We start from the raw sequence: 24,067 nt of genomic DNA on the forward strand, positions 1-24,067 counted from the left end.
CCGTTTCCAGTAGTTATCCCCCTCCATCGGGCAGTTTCCCAGACATTACTCACCCGTCCGCCACTCGTCACCCAAGGAGCAAGCTCCTCTGTGCTACCGTTCGACTTGCATGTGTTAGGCCTGCCGCCAGCGTTCAATCTGAGCCATGATCAAACTCTTCAATTTAAGTTTGATGCTCGTGAATTAAACTTCGTAATGAATTACGTATGTTCACTCAGAGACTTGGCATTCATTTTTCGTCTTGCGACGTTAAGAATCCGTATCTTCGAGTGCCCACACAGATTGTCTGATAAATTGTTAAAGAGCAGTTGCGACGCGCTTTAGCGCTCTGTCGCGAGGTGGCGTATATTACGCTTTCCTCTTTCAGAGTCAACCCTCATTTTCAGGTTTTTCTCTTCAACCGAACCGGCTGTTTGTGTGAAGTGATTCACATCCGCCGTGTCGATGGAGGCGCATTATAGGGAGTTTCCTGTGGCCCGCAACCCTTAAATTGCAGAAAAATGACTGACTGCTGCATTCCACAGCAAAACCCCGCCTTATACCCATTTACACACAGAGTTATCCACAATCGTAAGCAAATTATCTGTCAGCGTCCCTGAAAAGGGAGAGAACCGGTATGAAAACTTCTATATAGAAAGAAATTCACTCTACGCTATATAAAGAAGAAGGGCTGACAACTTAAGCTCCATAATCCCTACCACCTTTGAATTACGCCCCCCATCAGGCGATAATACCCGCACAAACCGTGATTCCAGGACCGTGATGAGACACTCACTGCAACGTACTGCTATACGCAAACGCCCGATGAAGCTTGGCACCACCGTGATCCTCATGGTTAGTGCAGTTCTCTTCTCCGTGCTGCTTGTCGTTCATCTGATTTATTTCTCGCAAATTAGCAACATGACGCGCGATGCGTTAGCGAGTAAAGCGCTTGCCGTCGCGCGAACGTTGGCCAACTCTCCGGAGATCCGCCAGGGACTAATGAAAAAGCCCGAGGAAAGCGGTATTCAGGCGATTGCCCAGGCGGTGAATAAGAGCAACGATTTTTTGTTCATCGTCGTCACCGATATGCAAAGCATTCGTTACTCCCATCCCGAAGCACAGCGAATCGGCCAGCCATTTAAAGGCGATGACATTTTGCTGGCCCTGCAAGGTAAAGAGAATGTCGCCATTAATCGCGGGTTTCTGGCTAAAGCCCTGCGGGTATTCACCCCTATATATGACGAACATCACCAGCAAATTGGCGTGGTAGCGATCGGTCTTGAGCTAAGCAGAGTTGCTGAACAGATCAATAACAGCCGCGGCAGCATCATCTGGTCAATCTTATTTGGCGTGCTGGTTGGGCTGCTCGGCACATGGATATTCGTTAAGGTCCTCAAACGCATTCTGTTTGGTCTGGAACCTTATGAAATCTCCAATCTGTTCGAACAACGCCAGGCAATGCTGCACTCTATAAAGGAAGGAGTCATTGCCGTTGACGAGTGCGGTGAAGTGACGTTGATTAACCAAGCTGCGCAGGAGCTGCTGGATTATCACAAATCACAAGATGATGCCCAGCTCTCCACGCTCAGCCATGCGTGGTCACAAGTGGTCGATTTTTCACAGGTACTACATGACGGAACGCCGCGCCGCGATGAAGAGATCATGGTGAAGGATCGGCTACTCTTAATTAACACGGTCCCTGTACTCAGCAACGGTAAAATCATCGGCGCCATTTCAACCTTCAGAGATAAGACTGAAGTCCGAAAGTTAATGCAACGCCTGGACGGTATGGTCAACTATGCCGATGCACTTCGTGAACGATCCCACGAATTTATGAATAAATTGCACGTGATTCTGGGATTATTGCATCTGAAAAGTTATAAGCAGCTTGAAAATTATATCCTAAAGACCGCGAACAATTATCAGGAAGAAATTGGCTCACTGTTAGGAAAAATAAAATCTCCGGTGATCGCAGGATTTTTACTCAGTAAGATTAATCGCACATCTGATTTAGGCCATAGCCTGGTCATCAGCAATGAAAGCCAGCTACCGGAAAATAACAACGAAGATCAGGTGGCGGTGCTGATTACCGTTCTGGGGAATCTGATTGAAAACGCCCTGGAGGCGCTAGGTCAAGAACCTGGTGGTGAGATCAGCGTATCCTTGCATTATCGACACGGCTGGTTGCATTGCGAAGTGAATGACGATGGTCCGGGGATCGCCCCCGAAAACATTGAGCACATCTTTGAGAAGGGCGTTTCGTCAAAAGGAACCGAACGGGGCGTAGGTTTAGCGCTTGTTAAACAACAGGTTGAAAACGTTGGCGGCAATATATCCGTCGAGTCTGAACCTGGGATCTTCACCCAATTTTTTGTACAGTTACCGTGGAATGGTGAGAGGGCCAGCAGATGATCAATGTCTTAATTGTCGATGACGATGCAATGGTAGCGGAATTAAACCGCCGTTATGTCGCGCAACTCTCCGGTTTTCACTGCTGCGGCACAGCCTCCACGCTGGAGAAAGCAAAAGAGATAATCTTTCATAGCGGTCATCATATCGATCTGATTTTGCTAGATATTTATATGCAAAAAGAAAACGGTCTGGACCTGCTACCGGTTCTGCACAGTGAAGGTTGCAAGTGCGATGTCATCGTCATCTCTTCTGCAGCCGATGCCACCACCATTAAAGATTCACTTCACTACGGCGTCGTTGACTACTTGATCAAACCTTTCCAGGCGTCCCGGTTTGAAGAGGCGCTCACCGGCTGGCTACAGAAAAAAACTGAGATGGAAAAGCATCAGTACTATGAACAGTCTGAGCTTGACCAGTTGATTCACGGCAGCTCCTCCAATGAACAAGAAACGCGGCGCTTACCCAAAGGATTAACGCCACAAACGTTGCGCACGTTGTGCCAGTGGATTGATGAGCACCAGGATCAGGAGTTCTCCACGGATGAGCTGGCTAACGAGGTCAATATCTCGCGCGTCTCTTGCCGTAAATACCTTATCTGGCTCGTCAATTGTCACATCTTATTTACCAGCATCCATTATGGCGTGACCGGCAGACCTGTTTATCGTTATCGCGTGCAGGCTGAACACTACTCATTGCTTAAACAATATTGCCAATAAATACACTTGGGATTATTTGTTATTTGAAAGTAACAATTATTAAAATAATGAAAAATCCCCTATTTCACCAGCTGACACTGCAAAATTATAAATTTGCGTTAGATCAAATATATTTGTATCCGGCATGTTAAATGTATTATTTTAATATTGACAAACATCACACTGTTTTTAATTTCAAAATCGCTAACAAAAGTTAATTAAGTATTATCTAACTCGCAGAGTGTGTATTTTTACCCATAAAGGATTAGTCTGAATTAACCAGACATACAAAATCTAGACTGGTAGCAATGGAGACCATGCTACGTACCATGGACACCGTACATTTTTGTGAGCAAATAAAAGTATCCGCACGCCGACTTCATCACATCATGAAATGGCGTGACCGTGATCACATAAATAACCCACTCACTCATTCTGTCGGTGGTTCATGTAATAGCGGAAAACGCAAAATAGATAAATTACAGCGTCAACCGCGGCTCTCCATGTTCAGCTCTGCTTCCCATCGCCTGAGGATTCTCTCCTCTGATCAAAGCCACAGAAAAAACCAAATATCGCCATAAATTTAAAAAAAAATTCTAGCAAGACATTTGAACATTAATCGCAAATACGGACATATCGAATACTGACCATTTTTTGATGCTTATTCTGGCAAAAAAGAATGTGGCACAGATCCATTTTTCAAAAAATTGACTGGGTTTTTCGCGAGGGTAAATAAAATGTTATTTAGTATACAACTTCTCATAATATTAATATGTTTGTTTTATGGTGCCAGAAAGGGCGGTATCGCGCTGGGTTTATTAGGCGGTATCGGCCTGGTCATTCTGGTTTTCGTTTTCCATCTCCAGCCGGGTAAACCACCTGTAGATGTCATGCTGGTTATTATTGCCGTGGTGGCCGCATCGGCAACCTTACAAGCCTCCGGCGGTCTTGACGTTATGCTGCAAATCGCTGAAAAGCTGCTGCGCCGTAACCCAAAATATGTTTCCATCGTCGCACCTTTCGTTACCTGCACCCTGACGATTCTCTGCGGTACAGGGCACGTGGTATACACCATCCTGCCAATCATTTATGACGTTGCCATTAAGAACAATATTCGCCCGGAACGTCCGATGGCGGCGAGTTCCATCGGTGCGCAGATGGGTATTATCGCCAGCCCGGTTTCTGTAGCCGTTGTGTCACTGGTGGCAATGCTGGGTAACGTAACGTTTGAAGGCAAGCATCTCGAATTCCTCGACCTGCTCAGCATCACCATCCCGTCTACCCTGTTGGGTATCCTGGCGATCGGTATCTTCAGTTGGTTCCGTGGTAAAGATCTGGATAAAGATGAAGAGTTCCAGAAGTTCATTTCTGTACCTGAAAACCACAACTATGTGTATGGCGATACCGCCACGCTGTTAGACAAAAAGCTGCCGAAAAGCAACTGGCTGGCCATGTGGATCTTCCTTGCCGCTATCGCCGTTGTTGCCGTACTCGGCGCGTTCTCTGAGCTGCGCCCTACCTTTAGCGGCAAACCACTGTCAATGGTACTGGTTATCCAGATGTTCATGCTGCTGACGGGTGCGCTGATTATTATCCTGACGAAGACCAATCCCGCTTCAATATCTAAAAACGAAGTCTTCCGTTCCGGTATGATCGCGATTGTGGCGGTGTACGGTATTGCCTGGATGGCCGAAACAATGTTCGGCGCGCACATGACAGAAATCGAAGGTGTGCTGGGCAATATGGTGAAAGAGTATCCGTGGGCCTATGCAATTGTTCTGCTGCTGGTATCCAAATTTGTAAACTCCCAGGCAGCAGCGCTGGCAGCGATTGTTCCGGTCGCACTGGCAATCGGGGTTGATCCAGCGTACATCGTGGCTTCCGCTCCGGCATGTTACGGTTACTACATTCTGCCGACCTACCCGAGCGACCTGGCGGCTATTCAGTTTGACCGCTCTGGCACCACCCACATCGGCCGCTTCGTTATCAACCACAGCTTCATTCTGCCTGGTTTGATCGGCGTAAGCGTATCCTGTGTCTTTGGTTGGATCTTCGCCGCAATGTACGGTTTCCTGTAATCACAGTTCGCGTGCCGTCCGCGTTGGTACGGCACGCCACCATTAAGACACAGAGAATTTTAAAATTCCTGAGAAAAATGAAAAGGCTGGAAGCAAATGTCAAAAGTTGAATTCACTTACCAGGCGGCTTTCCCACTGGGGGAAGACAAAACTGAGTACTACCTGCTGACATCCGATCACGTCAGTGTCGGCGAGTTTGAAGGCGAAACAATCCTGAAAGTAGCTCCTGAAGCACTTACGCTACTGGCCCAACAAGCCTTCCACGATGCCTCCTTCATGCTCCGCCCAGAACACCAACAGCAAGTCGCCTCAATTCTCCATGATCCCGAAGCCAGCGAAAACGATAAGTACGTGGCGCTGCAGTTCCTGAGAAACTCCGAAATCGCCGCCAAAGGCGTGTTGCCAACCTGCCAGGACACCGGTACGGCAATTATCATGGGTAAAAAAGGTCAGCGCGTTTGGACCGGCGGCGGCGATGAAGCGGCCCTCTCCAAAGGCGTATTTAATACCTATATTGAAGATAACCTGCGCTACTCGCAAAACGCGGCGCTGGATATGTACAAAGAAGTGAATACCGGCACCAACCTGCCCGCACAAATCGATCTGTACAGCGTGGACGGTGACGAATACAAATTCCTGTGCGTGGCCAAAGGCGGCGGCTCAGCCAACAAAACCTATCTGTATCAGGAAACCAAAGCGCTGCTGACTCCCGGCAAACTGAAAAACTTCCTGGTTGAGAAAATGCGCACGCTGGGTACTGCAGCTTGCCCGCCGTACCACATCGCATTCGTCATTGGCGGGACGTCAGCGGAAAGTACCCTTAAAACGGTGAAATTGGCCAGCACACACTACTATGACGCGCTGCCGACTGAAGGTAATGCTCACGGCCAGGCGTTCCGCGATCTCCAACTGGAACAGGAACTGCTGATCGAGGCACAGAAACTCGGCCTTGGCGCTCAGTTTGGCGGGAAATACTTCGCACATGATATCCGCGTGATCCGCCTGCCTCGCCACGGCGCATCCTGCCCAGTTGGTATGGGCGTTTCTTGCTCCGCAGACCGTAATATTAAAGCCAAGATTAACCGCGAAGGGATCTGGATTGAAAAACTGGAACATAACCCAGGTCAGTACATTCCGGAATCTCTGCGCCAGGCGGGTGAAGGTGAAGTGGTTAAAGTTGACCTTAACCGCCCGATGAAAGAGATCCTCGCTCAGCTCTCTCAGTACCCGGTTTCTACTCGTCTGTCACTGAGCGGTACTATCATTGTCGGTCGTGACATTGCCCACGCGAAGTTAAAAGAACGTATTGAGTCCGGCGAAGGTTTACCGCAGTACGTGAAAGATCATCCGATCTACTACGCGGGTCCGGCCAAAACGCCTGCTGGCTATCCGTCCGGTTCTTTAGGCCCAACCACCGCGGGTCGTATGGACTCCTACGTTGACCTGTTGCAGTCTCACGGCGGCAGCATGATCATGTTGGCGAAAGGTAACCGCAGTCAGCAAGTGACTGACGCCTGCCACAAACACGGCGGCTTCTACTTAGGCAGCATCGGTGGTCCGGCAGCGGTACTGGCGCAGCAGAGCATTAAGCATCTGGAATGCGTGGAATACCCGGAGCTGGGAATGGAAGCTATCTGGAAAATCGAAGTAGAAGATTTCCCTGCTTTCATCCTGGTCGATGACAAAGGCAACGATTTCTTCCAGCAAATCGTCAGCAAACAATGCGCTAACTGCGCGAAGTAACCCATTCGGCCCGGCACTGGACTGGCACTAAATTTTTGGCGTCAGTCCAGCGATCCCCCCGGGCCAACTTTATCCCCCCATTTACTGGTATTGAATTTTTGCCGTTCACAGGGAATAGTGACCTTTTCCATTACGTGTGAATTCACAATGCTCCGCACTCTGAACCCCACAATCTTGCACACTGGCGCAGTGTTCCTGGCGCTGATCCTTATCTACACCGGTATCTCTGCCTCGGAGAAAATCACCTGGCTGATGGAAGTCACGCCGGTCATTATTGTCGTCCCGCTGTTGCTGGCTACCATGAAGCGGTACCCATTGACGCCGCTGCTTTATACGTTGATTTTCTTGCACGCCATCATTCTGATGGTAGGCGGGATGTATACCTACGCCAAAGTTCCCGTCGGTTTTCAGGTTCAGGAATGGCTGGATCTCAGTCGTAACCCCTATGACAAGTTGGGTCACTTCTTCCAGGGGCTGGTACCAGCCCTGACGGCAAGAGAGATTTTAGTGCGCGGCAATATTGTCCGTGGTCGTAAGATGCTGGCATTTTTGGTCTGCTGCATAGCACTGGCGATTAGCGCAATGTATGAACTGATCGAGTGGTGGGCAGCGCTGGCAATGGGACAAGGTGCGGAAGACTTCCTTGGCACGCAGGGTGACCCGTGGGATACCCAGTCGGACATGTTCTGCGCCCTGCTCGGCGCGTTAACAACGATCCTCGCGTTGGCGGGCTGGCACAATCGGCAGTTGAAAACGGCCGGAGAGCGCTAACGCTTCTCCGGCAATCTGCGCTACCTACTGCGATACTTGATAACCAGAATCGGCAAGGCGAACAACAGTGTCAGAAAGTTCGCCATGCTGACAGCGGTATCTTCAATCAATAACCCATAAGCCAGCCACAACACCAGCCCGCACACAAACATCACATACATTAAACCGGAGATACCCTGGGTGTTGCGGGTGGTAATAACCTTAATCGCCTGCGGCAAAAAAGAGAGCGTCGTCAGCGTTGCCGCCAGATAGCCAATCCAGGAATGCCACTCCATAGCTAGGCCTTCACATCGCTGGCCACTACCACCGGAATCTCCGGAGTATTCGACTGTTTGACGGGCGACGGCACTTTTCGGTACTTATCCAGCAGGTGGATCTGAATCTTACGCAGCATATCGCCATTCAACCGGTAGTAACGGAAATAGAGCACCAGTGTCACAACGAAAAAAAGCGTGGGCAGCGCGATCATGATGAACTGCATGCCGAGGATGGTCTCAGCAGATTGCGTCGCATTCGGAACATAACCAATCAATCCCAGCACCACCGCAATAAAGAAAGCGGAAAACGCCGAGCCACCTTTGACCACCATTGTCTGCACGGCATAGGCAATACTCTCGCAGCGGACGTTAAACTTGTATTCACCGTAATCTACGGTGTCCGCCACCATAATCACCTGCAGTACCCAGAACAGCGCCGTACCAATGTTCAGAAGGATCCCTGCGGTAACAATCAGGAAAGTATTGTGGAATGCCCCCAGAGCCATAATCAGCAATACGCCTGCGCTGAGAACTGGCATAACCGAAGCGCCAGCCCACAGTACCCGGCGAGAAAGCGCCTTTGACAGACGGGGAAAGAGAATCAATGTCAGCAAGTTAGCTGCTCCGGCATAGGAGAGGTAGTATGGGAAAAGGTCAGCATCACCCACCACGTAGGTGAAGTAGTAAATCGCAAAACCTGTAATGATATTGGACGCCACGTTGTAAGCCAGCGCCATCCCCAGCAGGCAGGAAAGCTGATCGTTTTTGTAGATAAGCGCAAGGATTGATTTCAGCGTCAGCCGGGTGCTGTCTGCGGTAGCTTCGCTGTCAGAGGAATACACTTCATGCACATTGCGCAAGGTTACGAGGGTAGAAACAATAAAAAATGCGATCAGCACCAGCGTAAACATCTGAAAACCGAACCCGCGATCCGCGCCGCCAACATAGTTTACAAAGGGTAGCGTCACGCCCGCGGTGACAAACCCGGCAAGGCTGGCGAAGAAACGGGGATACGGCACCAGTTGTTCACGCTCGCGTTTATCCAGCGTAATGGTTGGCACCAGTGACCAGAATGGAATATCCATAATGGTGTAGGTCATTCCCCATAAAATATACGTCACGCAAACAAATACGACCTGCGCAGTACCCTCAAAAAGATGTGCGCTAAAAAGCAAAAACAGCACCAATGAGTTCGCCAGCGTACCGAGTAAAATCCAGGGTTTAAATTTTCCCCAGCGCGATCGGGTGGCATTCACTATCCACCCCATCACCGGATCGTTAAACGCGTTCCATATTTTTGCCACCAGGAACAAGGTTCCGACGACGCCCACCGATAATCCCACCACGTCGGTGTAGTAATACATCAGATACATGTACACAATACCGATAGCGAAATCCTTACCGAACGCTCCAAATCCGTAACTGAGTTTTGTTGTCAGAGAGATGCTCATAGGGTATCGGGTCGCTGTTACCAGCGCCCGCCTTCTGTAAGAGGAAACGTCAGAGGTTAAACGCCGGATGCTCTGCCCGGCGTGATTGTGTATTAACGGTGCAGCCAGGCCGGCAGCCAGTCGCCGTGAGACGCGATCAGGTCGTCCACCAGCGCATAAATCTCTTCAATCCCCAGTACCGCGGCGGTATGCGGATCCATCATCGTCGCGTGATAAACACGATCGCGGTTCTCCGTCAGGATGGCTTCCGTTAGCAGAGTCTGAACATTGATATTGGTTTGCATCATCGCCGCCAAATGTGACGGGAGAGCACCGACTTTCGTTGGCTGAATACCATTCGCATCAACCAGACAAGCGACTTCAACACAGCAACCTTGCGGCAGGTTATCGATCAGACTGTCATTGCGAACATTGCCATAGACGACGCTTGGTTCACCGGTCCAGATAGCGTTCATGATAGTGCTGGCATATTCGCGCGACGGTTTAATGTCGATCCGCTCAGCCGTTTTGTACTCTTCCAGCTCTTTTTTCCAGTTCGCCAACTGTTCCACACAACGTTTCGGATATTCATCCAATGGCACCTTATAGCGTTCAATCAGATCTTCACGCCCCGGTTTGATAAACCACGGCGTATATTCGGCGAAGTGCTCCGACGATTCGGTGACGAAGTACCCCAGTTTTTTGAACATTTCATAGCGCACAATGTTCTGGCAACGGGTATTTCCGTGAATATTCGGTTTCGGCGCCTGACCGGATTGATAGGCCGCCAGCAGCTCCGGGTAGAGATTCACATAGGCGCCGTCCGCCGTTTTGCGCTCCAGCTCCAGATAAAACGCCATATGGTTGATCCCGGCACTGCGATAGCGCAAAGAGGCAGGGTCAATGTTCAGATCGCGGGCCAACTCCTCCGCCGTCCCCTGCACCGAATGACACAGCCCAACCTGCTTAATATGCGGATAGCGCGCATACATTGCCCAGGTGTTCATCGCCATCGGGTTAACGTAGTTAAGCATTGTGGCCTGCGGACAGACTTCGGTCATATCCTCACAAATCTGCCATAAATGCGGAATGGTGCGCAGCGCGCGCATAATGCCGCCCGGCCCCAGCGTGTCGGCAATCGTCTGCTCCAGACCATGGCGTTTACACACCGTAAAATCGGTGACGGTACAGGGTTCATAGCCGCCGATCTGGAAAGCGACCACCACAAAATCAGCATCCTGTAATGCTGCTTTTTGATCGGTATAGCAGGTGATTCGTCCAGACGCGCCCGCAGAATCCATCAACTTGCGCACAACAACGTGTGACTCTTCCAGACGCGTAGGATCGAGATCCATCAAGGCGATATGCGCAGATTTAAGCGCATCGCGGTGAAAGACGTCCCCAAGAATATTTTTGACGAAAATCGTGGAACCGGCGCCGATAAAGGTAATTTTGGGTGCAGACATCATGACTCTCCAGAACATTAGTGAACACAGTCATGGTGGCACAGCGTATAGCTGAAAACTTCCGACTTCTCTGCTGAGCATTCCCATAAACTCAGATCATCACTCTGCACCCTATTGGATCTGAGTTTATGGGACAAAATTACCCAAAAAGCAGAGTATGTGGCCGCAAAATGTCGCTATGCTCAATGGTAACGGTCCAATTTGTGTCCTGATTCTCAGCCTTAATACGTGTTAAATGACATGATTCTGATAATTCAGGAAATGGAGCAACCATGAGCACATTACCGACATCGCCTCTTCCTCCCGATCCGCACATGTGCAGTAGCGATGAAGAACAAACCCGCAGCCCGCTATCGCTGTACTCAGAATATCAACGGATGGATATCGAGTTGCGCTCACCGCATGCTATGCCAGCCAGCCATTGGCATGGGCAGGTGGAGATCAATGTGCCGTTTGATGGTGACGTCGAGTATCTGATCAACAACGAAGTCGTACAGATAAAACAGGGACACATCACGCTATTCTGGGCCTGCACACCGCATCAACTCACGCGTCCGGGCAGTTGCCAAAGTATGGCTATCTTCAATTTACCGATGCACCTTTTCCTCTCCTGGCCGCTGGATCGCGAGTTGATCAACCATGTTACCCATGGAATGGTCATCAAATCGCTGGCGTCGCAGCAGTTGAGCACCTTTGAAGTTCAGCGCTGGCAACAGGAACTGAACAACCCGAACGAACAAATTCGCCAGCTCGCCATTGATGAAATTGGTCTGATGCTCAAGCGGTTTAGCCTTTCCGGCTGGCAGCCTATACTCGTCAATAAAACCTCGCGGACCCACAAAAACAGCGTGTCTCGGCACGCCCAGTTTTACGTCAGCCAAATGCTGAGCTTTATTGCCGATAACTACGATCAGGCGCTCACCATCAACGACGTCGCGGAACACGTGAAGCTCAACGCCAACTACGCGATGGGGATTTTCCAACGCGTGATGCAACTCACCCTGAAGCAGTACATCACGGCAATGCGGATCAATCACGTCCGCGCATTGCTTAGCGATACCGATAAAACCATTCTCGACGTTGCGTTGACCGCCGGATTCCGTTCCAGCAGCCGTTTTTATGACACCTTCAGCAAGTTTGTCGGCATGTCGCCGCAGCAGTACCGCAAACTAAGCCAGCAGCATCGGCAAACAATGGCTGGTTGATATCATTCGGCCATATCAGTATCAGCCAAAAAAATATTCTCCCTGTCGATAAACGGTGGTGAAAAACCGCCAACAAGCAAACGTAACTATATGTTTAAAAACAAATTAAACATAAATCAGACTATTTTTCACCCGCTTTACAGCCCGTTTTGACAGGATAATACTTGCCTGCGTCACATTCATACGGTGTGTCTGCAATTCATAGATTGCAACCTTTCCACAACCGGGTAAAAGATGATGAAAGTATTAATTGTTGAAAGTGAGTTTCTGCATCAGGACACCTGGGTCGGTAGCGCTGTCGAACGTCTGGCTGACGCATTAAGCCGCCAAAATGTTACCGTCATTAAGTCCACCTCATTCGACGATGGCTACGCAATCCTCGCCGCCAATGAAGCCATTGATTGCCTGATGTTCAGCTATCAAATGGAACAACAAGATGAACACCTGAACGTCAGGCAATTGATCGGCAAGCTCCACGAGCGCCAGCAAAACGTTCCCGTATTCCTGCTGGGCGATCGCGAAAAAGCCACCGCATCGCTGGATCGCGACCTGCTGGAGCTTGTCGATGAATTCGCCTGGATTCTGGAGGACAGCGCTGACTTTATCGCTGGCCGTGCCATCGCAGCGATGACTCGCTATCGTCAGCAGTTGTTACCACCGCTGTTCAACGCCCTGATGAAATACAGCAATGTCCATGAGTATTCCTGGGCTGCACCGGGTCACCAGGGCGGTGTCGGTTTCACCAAAACACCTGCCGGTCGACTGTACCATGACTACTACGGTGAGAATCTCTTCCGTACCGACATGGGGATTGAACGTACCAATCTCGGTTCTTTACTCGACCATACAGGCGCATTTGGGGAAAGTGAAAAAAATGCTGCCCGCGTGTTCGGTGCCGACCGTTCCTGGTCCGTAGTGGTCGGCACTTCCGGCTCTAACCGCACCATCATGCAGGCCTGTATGACCGACAACGACGTCGTGGTGCTGGATCGTAACTGCCATAAATCCATCGAACAGGGGCTGATCCTCACCGGGGCAAAACCGGTGTACATGGTGCCAAGCCGCAACCGGTACGGCATTATCGGGCCTATCTACCCGCAAGAAATGCAGCCTGAAACTTTACAGAAAAAAATCAGCGAAAGCCCGCTGACCAAAGGCAAAGCTGGGCAAAAACCGTCTTACAGCGTTGTGACCAACTGTACCTACGACGGTGTTTGCTACAACGCCAAAGAGGCGCAGGATCTGCTCGCACAAACCAGCGATCGCATCCACTTCGATGAAGCCTGGTACGGCTATGCTCGCTTCAACCCAATTTATGCCGATCACTACGCCATGCGTGGCGCGCCGGGCGATCATAACGGTCCTACCGTTTTTGCCACCCACTCGACCCACAAACTGCTGAATGCGCTCTCTCAGGCATCTTACATTCACGTTCGTGAAGGGCGTGGGGCCGTGAACTTCTCCCGCTTTAACCAGGCGTACATGATGCACGCCACCACCTCTCCGCTGTATGCTATCTGCGCCTCAAACGACGTGGCGGTCTCCATGATGGACGGTAACAGCGGCCTGTCGCTCACTCAGGAAGTGATCGACGAAGCAGTCGATTTCCGTCAGGCCATGGCACGGTTGTACAAAGAGTTCACCGCCGAAGGCGACTGGTTCTTCAAACCGTGGAACAAAGAAGTGGTAACCGATCCGCAGACCGGTAAAACCTATGACTTTGCCGACGCGCCAGCCACATTGCTGGCAACCGATCAGAACTGCTGGGTGATGCGTCCGGGCGAATCCTGGCACGGCTTTAAAGACCTGCCGGATAACTGGAGCATGCTGGACCCGATCAAAGTCAGCATTCTGGCACCGGGGATGGGCGACGATGGCGAACTGGAAGAGAACGGCGTACCGGCTGCACTGGTTACCGCCTGGCTTGGCCGCCACGGCATCGTGCCGACCCGAACCACCGATTTCCAGATTATGTTCCTGTTCTCAATGGGGATTACCCGCGGGAAATGGGGCACACTGATCAACACGCTGTGCTCTTTCAAACACCATTACGATGCCAATACCCCGCTGGCACAGGTGATGCCAGAACTGGTTGAGGAACATCCTGACACTTATGCCAACATGGGTATTCACGATCTGGGCGACACCATGTTCGCCTGGCTGAAAGAAAACAACCCAGGCAGCCGTCTCAATGCAGCCTACTCCGGTCTGCCGGATGCGGATATTACTCCGCGTGACGCTTACAACGCGATAGTCAGTGACAACGTTGAGATGGTGGCGATTGAAAATCTGGCGGGACGTATTGCGGCAAACTCCGTGATCCCTTACCCACCGGGAATTCCGATGCTGCTGTCCGGTGAAAACTTTGGCGATGCCAACAGCCCGCAAATTGGGTACCTGCGTTCGTTGCAGTCCTGGGACCACCACTTCCCTGGATTTGAACATGAAACCGAAGGAACGGAAATTATTGACGGTGTTTATCACGTTATGTGCGTGAAAGCATAAGGTCTCTTTTTAGATAGTCCGATGTTTAAGGTAGACATGTCATTCTTGAGTAATTCCTGAGTATTGCTGCAAAACAATAACACTGTCATACCTTTTTGCGCGGGACCACCCCGCGCTTTTTTATACGCAAATAGCATCTTTCCACTTGCGTAAAAAAATGTGTACATAAGAAAAATCCCACCAAACATTGTAATTAATTTCAGACACGTTATTTTATTGCGGTCCTGGTTTCATCATACAATTTCAATTTAGCCGATTTGGCTCATCTGATGTTGAGCTACGGTGTTTTTTCATATTCCTGGAGTTGGGTATGAAGCTTTGCAGCAAAGAAGCTTGTGTTGTTGTATTAACGGAGAAGGATGTTTGGTTAAGGATTAACGGTAAAGAAGCCATCAGTTTAAAAGCTAATCATATGGCACTGGTGGCATGCGATAATAATATTATCGATTTTTCATCACTTAATAACGCATTGGTCGTACATATTAGCCGCGATATCATTAAAGACTATCTGCGCTTTTTAAATAAAGACCTTTCACAGATCCCACTCTGGCAACGCAGTGCCAGCCCAGTAATGACCTCAGCGTGTCTGACGCCGGATGTCTTCAGGGTGGCTGCCCAACATAGCGTAATGGACACAGTGAACGAAGCTGAAAGAGAGCGTACGCGCTCGCTACTGTTCACGGTGTTATCACGCTTTCTCGACAGCAAAAAGTTTATCTCTTTGCTCATGTATATGCTGCGCAACTGTATCAGCGACAGCGTTTATCACATTATTGAGAGCGATATACATAAAGACTGGAATTTAAGCATGGTTGCCAGTTGCTTATGCCTGAGCCCCAGTTTGTTAAAGAAAAAGCTCAAAAGTGAAAATACAAGTTACAGCCAAATAATTACCACCTGTCGCATGCGATATGCCGTCAATCAATTACTGATGGACGGCAAAAACATTTCCCAGGTCTCTCAACTGTGTGGATATAACAGTACCTCATACTTTATCTCCGTATTCAAAGAGTTCTATGGGATGACACCTCTGCATTATGTTAGTCAACATAGGGAGCCATCCGCCGCCTGATTTTTAATCAGTTAGCGATAAGCCATAATAATATCAGCATTAGCGATACCCCAGCTCCGTCATCATTAAACAGACTTTTGACGAGGTATGATAAGGCGTCATTTATCCTTATCAGGAGTTAGAAAATATGTCGACGGATGCTGATGCTCACAAAGTGGGCTTAATCCCCGTCACCCTTATGGTGTCGGGGAATATTATGGGTTCCGGTGTATTCCTGCTACCCGCAAACCTTGCGTCAACTGGCGGGATTGCAATCTACGGATGGTTGGTCACGATTATCGGTGCTCTGGCACTGTCGATGGTGTACGCCAAAATGTCGTCCTTAGACTCCAGTCCCGGTGGTTCTTATGCTTACGCCCGCCGCTGCTTCGGTCCTTTTTTGGGCTACCAGACCAACGTGCTGTACTGGCTGGCCTGCTGGATTGGTAACATCGCCATGGTGGTCATTGGCGTCGGTTACCTGAGCTACTTCTTCCCCATCTTAAAAGATCCGCTGGTCCTGACGCTGACCTGTGTCGTCGTGCTGTGGATCTTCGTATTACTGAACATTGTCGGACCGAAAATGATCACCCGCGTGCAGGCCGTCGCAACGGTACTGGCGCTGGTACCAATTGTCGGGATTGCCGTCTTCGGCTGGTTCTGGTTCCGCGGTGAAACCTATATGGCGGCCTGGAACGTCAGCGGCATGAACACCTTCGGCGCGATTCAAAGCACTCTGAATGTTACCTTATGGTCATTTATCGGGGTAGAAAGCGCCTCCGTCGCGGCTGGCGTGGTTAAAAACCCCAAACGTAACGTACCTATCGCCACCATGGGCGGCGTGCTGATTGCCGCGGTTTGCTACGTGCTCTCCACCACCGCGATCATGGGTATGATCCCTAACGCGGCGCTACGTGTTTCAGCCTCTCCGTTCGGTGATGCCGCACGCATGGCGCTGGGTGACACCGCAGGGGCAATTGTCTCCTTCTGTGCTGCGGCCGGGTGTCTTGGTTCTCTGGGCGGCTGGACGCTGCTTGCCGGGCAAACCGCCAAAGCCGCAGCCGATGACGGCCTGTTCCCACCGATTTTTGCCCGCGTGAACAAAGCCGGTACGCCAGTGGCCGGGTTAATTATCGTCGGCATTCTGATGACCATCTTCCAGTTCAGCAGCATGTCGCCAAACGCAGCGAAAGAGTTTGGTCTGGTCTCTTCGGTCTCCGTTATCTTCACCCTGGTGCCGTATCTGTACACCTGCGCCGCGCTGCTGCTGCTCGGCCATGGTCACTTTGGTAAAGCACGCCCGATGTACTTACTGGTGACCTTTATCGCCTTTGTCTACTGCATCTGGGCGGTTGTCGGTTCCGGAGCCAAAGAAGTGATGTGGTCGTTCGTCACGTTGATGATCATCACCGCGCTGTACGCACTGAACTACAACCGGATCCATAAAAACCCGTATCCACTGGATGCCCCGGTAAACAATAACTAACACCAACAATCGTCGTGGCCCGATGGCGTAAGTTCATCGGGCCAACGTTCTCCCACCGCTCTTCGAAAAATCAACATTAAGAACTTAAGGTTGGCTTAATTTTACTTTGAGAGGATTTGCGCCACATAGTCGATGGAACCCCCTTAATGTTAAAGCTCTTGTTTAAAAGGCCCACTCTCGGGCTAATCAGCTGGCTTCTGCTGATCTCATTTTATCTTGCGACCTTCCTGAACATTGCGTTCTATAAACAAGTGCTGCAAGACCTGCCTCTGAACTCTGTGCGTAACGTGCTGGTGTTTTTATCAATGCCGGTGGTCGCGTTCAGCGTCATGAACATTGTGCTGACACTGGCCTCATTCCTGTGGCTTAATCGCCTGGTGGCGTGCATTTTCATTTTGGTTGGCGCATCGGCCCAATATTTCATCATGACCTACGGCATCATCATCGACCGCTCAATGATCGCCAATATGATGGACACCACCCCCGCCGAAACCTTTGCTTTGCTGACGCCACAACTGCTCATCACGCTCGGAGTGAGCGGCATTCTGGCCGCACTTATTGCCTGCTGGGTAAAAATCAAACCGATCACGTCTGTCATGCGCAGCATACTGTTTCGTGGCGCGAACATTCTGATTTCCGCACTGCTGATCGTGCTGGTCGCTGCGTTCTTATATAAAGATTACGCTTCACTGTTTCGCAACAACAAAGAACTGGTGAAATCCCTCAGTCCATCCAACAGCATTGTGGCGACGTCATCCTGGTATTCACACCAGAGGCTGGCCCACCTGCCGCTGGTACGCATTGGCGAAGATGCACACCGCAATCCGTTGATGGTGAAAGAAAAGCGTAAGAACCTGACGATTGTGGTTCTCGGCGAGACTTCACGTGGCGATAACTTCTCGCTGTCAGGCTATTCGCGCCAGACCAACCCACTGCTGGAAAAAGATAATGTGGTCTATTTCCCCCGCACAACGTCCTGCGGAACGGCAACGGCAGTATCAGTACCCTGCATGTTCTCGGATATGCCACGCGCGCACTACGACGAAGAACTGGCGCAGCATCAGGAAGGCGTGCTCGACATTATTCAACGGGCGGGAATTAACGTTCTGTGGAACGATAACGACGGCGGCTGCAAAGGGGCTTGCGACCGGGTTCCACACCAGAATATGACTATGCTGAACCTGCCGGGGCAGTGTATTGACGGTGAATGCTACGATGAAGTCCTGTTCCACGGGCTGGAAGAGTACATTAATAACCTGAAAGGCGACGGCGTGATTGTGTTGCATACCATCGGCAGCCACGGTCCGACCTATTACAACCGCTATCCTGCGCAGTTTAAGAAATTTACGCCAACCTGCGATACCAATGAAATCCAGACCTGTTCACAGCAACAGTTGGTCAATACTTACGACAACACTATTCTTTACGTTGACTATATTGTTGATAAAGCAATCAATATACTGAAAGAGCACCAGGATAATTTTACCACCAGCCTGGTCTATCTTTCCGATCACGGCGAATCCTTAGGAGAAAATGGCGTCTATTTGCACGGCCTGCCGTATTCGATTGCACCTGATACGCAAAAACATGTGCCGATGCTGCTGTGGCTCTCCGAGGATTATCAGCAACGCTATCAGGTCTCTCAGACATGTTTGCAAAAACGGGCAAGCTCAGAAGATTTCTCACAGGATAATCTCTTCTCAACCCTGCTGGGATTAACGAACGTACAAACACAGAAATATCAGGCGGCGGATGATATTCTGCAACCCTGCCGGGGAGGCTAAACGAATGAAAATCCTGATTGTTGAAGACGATACGTTGTTATTACAGGGACTGATACTCGCCGCGCAAACAGAAGGCTATGCCTGCGACGGCGTATCAACGGCCCGCGCAGCGGAGCAGTGTCTGGAGAGCGGACATTACAGTCTGGTGGTCCTCGACCTGGGCTTACCGGATGAAGACGGCCTGCACTTTCTGAACAGAATCAGACAGAAAAAATACACCGTGCCGGTACTTATCCTCACCGCCCGCGACACGGTGAAAGACCGTGTCAGCGGACTGGACGTGGGTGCTGATGACTATCTGGTCAAACCGTTCGCACTGGAAGAACTGCATGCCCGCATCCGGGCGCTGCTGCGTCGGCATAACAATCAGGGTGAAAGTGAACTCATTGTCAGCAATCTGACGCTGAATATCGGTCGGCGCCAGGTGTGGATGGACGGGCAAGAGGTTATCTTAACGCCGAAAGAATACGCACTCCTGTCGCGCCTGATGCTCAAAGCGGGCAGCCCGGTACACCGGGAAATTTTGTATAACGACATCTACAGCTGGGATAACGAACCGTCGACCAATACGCTGGAAGTGCACATTCACAACCTGCGCGACAAAGTCGGAAAATCTCGCATCCGCACGGTCAGGGGATTTGGCTATATGCTGGTTGCCACTGAGGAAAGCTAAGTGAAGCTGCTGCAATATCTAAAACAACCGCTCCCGCTTCGTCATCGCCTGATGCTGACGATTGGTCTTATTCTGCTGGTCTTTCAGCTGATTAGCACCTTCTGGTTGTGGCATGAAAGTACCGAGCAAATACAGTTATTCGAACAGGCATTGCGCGAAAATCGCAACAACGATCGCCACATCATGCATGAGATCCGCGAGGCCATCGCCAGTCTGATCGTCCCCGGCATCTTTATGGTCAGCCTGGCACTGCTGATTTGCTACCAGGCAGTGCGACGTATTACTCGCCCGCTGGCAGATCTGCAAAAAGAGCTGGAGGCGCGGGCAGCCGATAACCTGACCCCGATTGAAATTCACAGCTCAACCATTGAGATCCAGGCGGTTGTCTCCGCGCTCAACGACCTGGTAACGCGGCTAACCAGCACGATTGAAAACGAACGCTTATTTACCGCCGATGTCGCTCACGAACTGCGCACACCGCTGTCAGGCGTGCGCCTGCATCTGGAATTATTATCCAAAACCCATAAGGTCGACGTTTCGCCGCTAATTGCCCGGCTAGATCAAATGATGGATAGCGTATCGCAACTGCTGCAACTCGCCCGCGTCGGACAGTCGTTTTCGGCCGGGAGCTACCAGCATGTCAAGCTGCTGGAGGATGTTATTCTGCCCTCCTACGATGAACTCAGCACCATGCTGGACCAACGTAAACAGACGCTGCTCCTGCCACAAAGCGCGGCGGACGTTGTCGTGCCTGGTGATGTTACGCTGTTGCGGATGCTACTACGAAATCTGGTGGAAAACGCGCATCGTTACAGCCCGGAAGGCACCCATATTACGATTAGCCTGAACACAGAGCATGATGCCGTCCTTGCCGTTGAAGATGAAGGGCCGGGCATTGATGAAAGTAAATGCGGGGAGTTGAGTAAAGCGTTTGTGCGTATGGACAGCCGCTTTGGCGGAATTGGACTGGGGCTGAGCATTGTCAGTCGCATCACCCAGTTACATCAAGGGCATTTCTATTTGCAAAATCGCCAGGGAGCCAACGGCACTCGCGCATGGGTGGAATTGGCGAAAATTCAGTAAGAGCTCACCCATACATACAAAAAGCTGCTGACGATCAGCAAACTGCACACGGTGGTCAAACTTTCATAAATACGGGTTTTCATGACACTCTCCTCCGAAACTATGGAGGAGAGTTTGCCTGAAGGATATTAAGCCAACCTTAAGGCCACGCGCCGGATGGCGGCTGACGCCTTATCCGGCCTACAAAGTACAATGCTACCCGTAGGCCTAAAAGCTGCGTGCCATCAGGCAATGACACGATTACTCATCAATACGCGGATGCTGCTGCACCAGACGCGTGCGCTTAACCTGTAGTTCAGCAATTTCCTGATCGATATCTTCGATTTTCTGTTCAATGTTATCGTAGTGTTCGCCGAGGATCTCTTTCGCTTCCTGAATATCCGAAGCGGCAGGCGTGGCCCCTTTCAGCGGCTGATTGGCGGTCTCTTTCATGGTCACGCCGGTAATTAAACCAACCACCGCAATCACCATCAGATAATAAGCAGGCATCATCAGATTCTGCGAGCTTTCCACCAGCCATGCGGCCAATGTCGGAGTCAAACCAGCAATCAATACCGAGATATTAAACGCGGCGGCCAGTGCACTGTAGCGAATATGCGTCGGGAACATCGCCGGTAACGTTGACGCCATCACCCCGGTAAAGCAGTTGAGGATCACCGCCAACATCAGCAACCCGGCGAAAATCAGACCGATAACATTACTGTTAATCAGGATAAATGCCGGAATCGCCAGCACAAACAGCGCAATACTGCCCATGATCACAAACGGACGGCGCCCGAAGCGGTCGCTGAGCAACCCCATAATCGGCTGCACAAACAGCATACCAATCATGATGGCGATAATAATCAACACACCGTGGTCTTCGGAGTAATGCAGGTTATGCGACAGGTAGCTCGGCATATAGGTGAGCAGCATGTAGTAGGTGACGTTGGTAGCAATCACCAGACCAACACATGCCAACAAGCTGCGCCAGTGCTTAGTCGCAATCTCTTTAAACGAAACCTTCGGACCTTCCTGTAGACCCTGACGATCGCCCTGCTCCAGTTTATCCACGTGCTGCTGGAACGCCGGCGTCTCTTCCAGCGCATGACGCAGGTACAGACCAATCAGCCCTAACGGTAGCGCCAGGAAGAACGGAATACGCCAGCCCCAGTCAAGGAAATTTTCCTCGCCGACGACGGTTGAAATCAGAACCACCACGCCCGCACCCAGCACAAACCCGGCAATCGAGCCGAAGTCCAGCCAACTGCCCATAAATCCACGCTTACGGTCCGGCGAATATTCCGCGACAAAAATCGACGCCCCGGTGTACTCTCCTCCGACCGAGAATCCCTGTGCCATCTTACACAGCAGCAGCAGAATCGGCGCCCAGATACCAATTGAGGCATACGAGGGAATAAGACCGATACAGAAGGTACTTATCGACATAATCACAATGGTGATAGCCAGTATCTTCTGACGACCGTATTTATCGCCGAGCATACCGAAGAACAATCCGCCAAGCGGTCGAATCAGAAAGGGAACAGAGAAGGTAGCGAGTGCAGCAACCATCTGCACGCTGGGGTCAGCCCCCGGGAAGAACACTTTACCTAATGCGTAAGCAACAAATCCATAAACACCAAAATCGAACCATTCCATCGCATTACCTAACGACGCTGCGGTAATGGCTTTTCGCAATTTACCGTCATCAATGATGGTAACGTCGCGCAGCGTTATCGGTTTTATTTTTTTCCTTTTTAGCATACTCGTCCTCATAGACTTAGCCCTGTCACGCTCCAGTTCGAGTCCCCCAACGCCCATGCGTCAAGGTCATCACCGAGCGGGGAACGCACAGGCGCATTCCCTGTAACAAGCGTAGCAGGTTTACTTACACTGACGAGAAACGCACAGTACAACCGAACCTGTTGACGCCTGATTGGGCGGTTAATGACCTCTTTACCCTAACAGCGTTTAAATTTGTGATCAACTTCACATATAGTTTTTCATTTCGTCAACATGCGTAAATTAGGTCATTCTTAGTCATCTTTTTTACATGTAACGCTTGTGATTTACTGACAATTAAATACAAGAATAAATCGCTTTATTGCACCAACAATCACAGCGGTCATTATTATTCTGCTAGCAAAAAAAACACCTAATCCCTTCACAAAAAGATCACAGCTTTTTTAATAATCAGAGCGACCGGGAACTTTTGCTCGGAATATGTGATGAAGATAACTAAAACATCGTTTTATTTTGATTGAATCAACGTTCCCATGAATGCAAACTAATTCCAGACGCAATATCCCTGGGAGCAGCAACACGCTCAACGTATGCCGCGTTAGATTTTATAAAACAAAGAGATAGCGATTTTCTTTGTTAAGAGAAACCAGTAACCATTTGAATTTATTAATTTTTACCCTCTTGCGCTAGTGTTAGCGGCGACAAGACATGAGGACGTTTATGAAAATTAAAGCCACGATTGAACGCATCCCCGGCGGAATGATGTTGATTCCTCTGTTATTAGGCGCAGTGTTAAATACGTTAGCTCCGGATACCGGTGCGTATTTCGGTTCGTTTACCAAAGGAATGATCAGCGGAACGGTACCGATTCTGGCAGTGTGGTTTTTTTGTATCGGCGCATCTATTGATTTACGGGCAACCGGCACGGTATTACGCAAGTCCGGTACGCTGGTAATAACCAAAATAGCCGTGGCGTGGGTAGTGGCAATGATTGCGGCTTCATTTATTCCTGATACCGGTATTCAAACCGGGTTCTTTGCAGGCCTCTCAGTTTTGGCAATTGTCTCCGCAATGGACATGACCAACGGTGGTTTGTACGCCAGCCTGATGAACCAGTACGGCACCAAAGAAGAGTCCGGCGCATTTGTGTTGATGTCTCTGGAATCCGGCCCGTTGATGACCATGGTCATCCTCGGCTCCGCGGGTCTGGCCTCCTTCGAGCCACACCATTTTATCGGCGCGGTATTACCGTTCCTGATTGGCTTTACATTAGGCAACCTGGATCATGACCTGCGTTCTTTCTTCAGCAAAGCCACACCGGTGCTGATCCCGTTCTTCGGCTTCGCATTGGGTAACACCATTAACCTGAGCGTAATCGTTGATACCGGTCTGCTGGGTATCTTGCTGGGTGTCGCGGTTATCGTCATCACCGGTATCCCGCTGATTATTGCAGACCGTGTTATTGGTGGCGGGAACGGTACGGCAGGCGTGGCAGCCTCTTCAGCAGCAGGCGCTGCGGTGGCAAACCCGGTGATTATCGCCCAGATTAACCCGGCGTTCGAACCGGTTGCCGCATCCGCTACGGCGCTGGTTGCCGCCAGCGTAATTGTCACCGCCATTCTGGTGCCGATTATCACCGCGCTGTACGCCAAACGTTTTAATAAAAACCTGGTCGCCAACGAGACGGTGTCCACCCCGGCAGACTCTCTGCACCACTAACTCTG

General features: G+C 50.4%; 18 protein-coding genes. 13 read left to right on the forward strand and 5 right to left on the reverse strand.

The window, feature by feature from the left end; all coding sequences use genetic code 11:
• Positions 1-762 precede the first annotated feature (762 nt).
• The 5 genes from SK39_RS09355 to SK39_RS09375 all read left to right on the forward strand — a co-directional run bounded on the left by SK39_RS09355 (position 763) and on the right by SK39_RS09375 (position 7,681).
• On the forward strand, positions 763-2,394 hold the full coding sequence (locus SK39_RS09355) for a sensor histidine kinase (protein WP_003031877.1): 1,632 nt from the start codon (positions 763-765) through the stop codon (positions 2,392-2,394).
• On the forward strand, positions 2,391-3,110 hold the full coding sequence (gene dcuR, locus SK39_RS09360; protein ID WP_003031875.1) for a two-component system response regulator DcuR: 720 nt from the start codon (positions 2,391-2,393) through the stop codon (positions 3,108-3,110). The genes SK39_RS09355 and dcuR overlap by 4 nt, the downstream gene beginning before the upstream one ends.
• 716 nt (positions 3,111-3,826) lie before the next feature.
• Positions 3,827-5,167: an anaerobic C4-dicarboxylate transporter DcuB gene (gene dcuB / locus SK39_RS09365; protein ID WP_003031873.1), complete on the forward strand. Its 1,341-nt coding sequence runs from the start codon at positions 3,827-3,829 to the stop codon at positions 5,165-5,167.
• 96 nt (positions 5,168-5,263) lie between these two features.
• Entirely contained in the window at positions 5,264-6,910 is a 1,647-nt protein-coding gene (gene fumA, locus SK39_RS09370) for a class I fumarate hydratase FumA (protein ID WP_003031871.1), read from the forward strand.
• Between the two features lie 147 nt (positions 6,911-7,057).
• Positions 7,058-7,681 carry a DUF2238 domain-containing protein gene (locus tag SK39_RS09375; RefSeq protein WP_048216934.1) on the forward strand — a complete coding sequence of 208 codons (624 nt, stop codon included), beginning with the start codon at positions 7,058-7,060 and terminating at the stop codon, positions 7,679-7,681.
• A 20-nt stretch (positions 7,682-7,701) separates the two neighbouring features.
• On the opposite strand, the gene SK39_RS09380 is transcribed toward SK39_RS09375, so the two are convergent.
• The 3 genes from SK39_RS09380 to melA all read right to left on the reverse strand — a co-directional run bounded on the left by SK39_RS09380 (position 7,702) and on the right by melA (position 10,837).
• The gene (locus SK39_RS09380) at positions 7,702-7,956 is read right to left on the reverse strand and encodes a SemiSWEET transporter (RefSeq protein WP_003031867.1); all 255 of its coding nucleotides are present in this window, start codon (positions 7,954-7,956) and stop codon (positions 7,702-7,704) included.
• A 2-nt stretch (positions 7,957-7,958) separates the two neighbouring features.
• Positions 7,959-9,389 (reverse strand): melibiose:sodium transporter MelB, encoded by a 1,431-nt coding sequence (gene melB / locus SK39_RS09385; RefSeq protein ID WP_046671383.1) that lies wholly within the window; start codon positions 9,387-9,389, stop codon positions 7,959-7,961.
• A gap of 92 nt (positions 9,390-9,481) precedes the next feature.
• Positions 9,482-10,837 carry an alpha-galactosidase gene (gene melA / locus SK39_RS09390; RefSeq protein ID WP_129622421.1) on the reverse strand — a complete coding sequence of 452 codons (1,356 nt, stop codon included), beginning with the start codon at positions 10,835-10,837 and terminating at the stop codon, positions 9,482-9,484.
• A 269-nt stretch (positions 10,838-11,106) separates the two neighbouring features.
• Here melA and melR point away from each other — a divergent pair, with 269 nt between their 5' ends.
• The 7 genes from melR to pmrB all read left to right on the forward strand — a co-directional run bounded on the left by melR (position 11,107) and on the right by pmrB (position 20,621).
• Positions 11,107-12,039 carry a transcriptional regulator MelR gene (gene melR, locus SK39_RS09395; RefSeq protein WP_003841146.1) on the forward strand — a complete coding sequence of 311 codons (933 nt, stop codon included), beginning with the start codon at positions 11,107-11,109 and terminating at the stop codon, positions 12,037-12,039.
• A 237-nt stretch (positions 12,040-12,276) separates the two neighbouring features.
• Positions 12,277-14,544 (forward strand): arginine decarboxylase, encoded by a 2,268-nt coding sequence (gene adiA / locus SK39_RS09400; RefSeq protein ID WP_008321469.1) that lies wholly within the window; start codon positions 12,277-12,279, stop codon positions 14,542-14,544.
• A gap of 310 nt (positions 14,545-14,854) precedes the next feature.
• Positions 14,855-15,616 carry an AraC family transcriptional regulator gene (locus SK39_RS09405; protein WP_003031855.1) on the forward strand — a complete coding sequence of 254 codons (762 nt, stop codon included), beginning with the start codon at positions 14,855-14,857 and terminating at the stop codon, positions 15,614-15,616.
• Positions 15,617-15,743: 127 nt separating this feature from the next.
• A complete protein-coding gene (gene adiC / locus SK39_RS09410; RefSeq protein WP_003031853.1) occupies positions 15,744-17,081 on the forward strand; it encodes an arginine/agmatine antiporter in 1,338 nt (445 codons plus the stop codon).
• Positions 17,082-17,227: 146 nt separating this feature from the next.
• Entirely contained in the window at positions 17,228-18,865 is a 1,638-nt protein-coding gene (gene eptA / locus SK39_RS09415) for a phosphoethanolamine transferase EptA (RefSeq protein WP_048216936.1), read from the forward strand.
• Positions 18,866-18,869: 4 nt separating this feature from the next.
• Positions 18,870-19,538 (forward strand): two-component system response regulator PmrA, encoded by a 669-nt coding sequence (gene pmrA / locus SK39_RS09420; protein ID WP_003031849.1) that lies wholly within the window; start codon positions 18,870-18,872, stop codon positions 19,536-19,538.
• Complete coding sequence (pmrB, locus tag SK39_RS09425; protein ID WP_003841135.1) at positions 19,539-20,621, forward strand: two-component system sensor histidine kinase PmrB; 1,083 nt, start codon at positions 19,539-19,541, stop codon at positions 20,619-20,621.
• Here the strand turns inward: pmrB and pmrR are convergent.
• Positions 20,615-20,704, reverse strand: a complete 90-nt coding sequence (gene pmrR / locus SK39_RS09430) for an LpxT activity modulator PmrR (protein ID WP_008321468.1) — start codon at positions 20,702-20,704, stop codon at positions 20,615-20,617. The two genes, pmrB and pmrR, sit on opposite strands and share 7 nt — an antisense overlap.
• A 157-nt stretch (positions 20,705-20,861) precedes the next feature.
• Positions 20,862-22,364: a glycine betaine/L-proline transporter ProP gene (gene proP, locus SK39_RS09435; RefSeq protein ID WP_044702152.1), complete on the reverse strand. Its 1,503-nt coding sequence runs from the start codon at positions 22,362-22,364 to the stop codon at positions 20,862-20,864.
• A gap of 699 nt (positions 22,365-23,063) precedes the next feature.
• Between proP and kdgT the strand changes: the two genes are divergently transcribed.
• On the forward strand, positions 23,064-24,062 hold the full coding sequence (gene kdgT / locus SK39_RS09440) for a 2-keto-3-deoxygluconate transporter (protein WP_003031841.1): 999 nt from the start codon (positions 23,064-23,066) through the stop codon (positions 24,060-24,062).
• The last annotated feature ends 5 nt before the right edge of the window (positions 24,063-24,067 follow it).

The sequence above is a fragment of the Citrobacter sp. BIDMC107 genome, assembly GCF_001037575.1.
GTDB lineage: Bacteria > Pseudomonadota > Gammaproteobacteria > Enterobacterales > Enterobacteriaceae > Citrobacter > Citrobacter freundii.

Coding starts and splice junctions, on each gene's coding strand:
- SK39_RS09355 (WP_003031877.1), top strand. CDS start 763: ATGAGACACTCACTGCAACGTACTGCTATACGCAAACGCCCGATGAAG.
- dcuR (WP_003031875.1), top strand. CDS start 2,391: ATGATCAATGTCTTAATTGTCGATGACGATGCAATGGTAGCGGAATTA.
- dcuB (WP_003031873.1), top strand. CDS start 3,827: ATGTTATTTAGTATACAACTTCTCATAATATTAATATGTTTGTTTTAT.
- fumA (WP_003031871.1), top strand. CDS start 5,264: ATGTCAAAAGTTGAATTCACTTACCAGGCGGCTTTCCCACTGGGGGAA.
- SK39_RS09375 (WP_048216934.1), top strand. CDS start 7,058: ATGCTCCGCACTCTGAACCCCACAATCTTGCACACTGGCGCAGTGTTC.
- SK39_RS09380 (WP_003031867.1), bottom strand. CDS start 7,956: ATGGAGTGGCATTCCTGGATTGGCTATCTGGCGGCAACGCTGACGACG.
- melB (WP_046671383.1), bottom strand. CDS start 9,389: ATGAGCATCTCTCTGACAACAAAACTCAGTTACGGATTTGGAGCGTTC.
- melA (WP_129622421.1), bottom strand. CDS start 10,837: ATGATGTCTGCACCCAAAATTACCTTTATCGGCGCCGGTTCCACGATT.
- melR (WP_003841146.1), top strand. CDS start 11,107: ATGAGCACATTACCGACATCGCCTCTTCCTCCCGATCCGCACATGTGC.
- adiA (WP_008321469.1), top strand. CDS start 12,277: ATGAAAGTATTAATTGTTGAAAGTGAGTTTCTGCATCAGGACACCTGG.
- SK39_RS09405 (WP_003031855.1), top strand. CDS start 14,855: ATGAAGCTTTGCAGCAAAGAAGCTTGTGTTGTTGTATTAACGGAGAAG.
- adiC (WP_003031853.1), top strand. CDS start 15,744: ATGTCGACGGATGCTGATGCTCACAAAGTGGGCTTAATCCCCGTCACC.
- eptA (WP_048216936.1), top strand. CDS start 17,228: ATGTTAAAGCTCTTGTTTAAAAGGCCCACTCTCGGGCTAATCAGCTGG.
- pmrA (WP_003031849.1), top strand. CDS start 18,870: ATGAAAATCCTGATTGTTGAAGACGATACGTTGTTATTACAGGGACTG.
- pmrR (WP_008321468.1), bottom strand. CDS start 20,704: ATGAAAACCCGTATTTATGAAAGTTTGACCACCGTGTGCAGTTTGCTG.
- proP (WP_044702152.1), bottom strand. CDS start 22,364: ATGCTAAAAAGGAAAAAAATAAAACCGATAACGCTGCGCGACGTTACC.
- kdgT (WP_003031841.1), top strand. CDS start 23,064: ATGAAAATTAAAGCCACGATTGAACGCATCCCCGGCGGAATGATGTTG.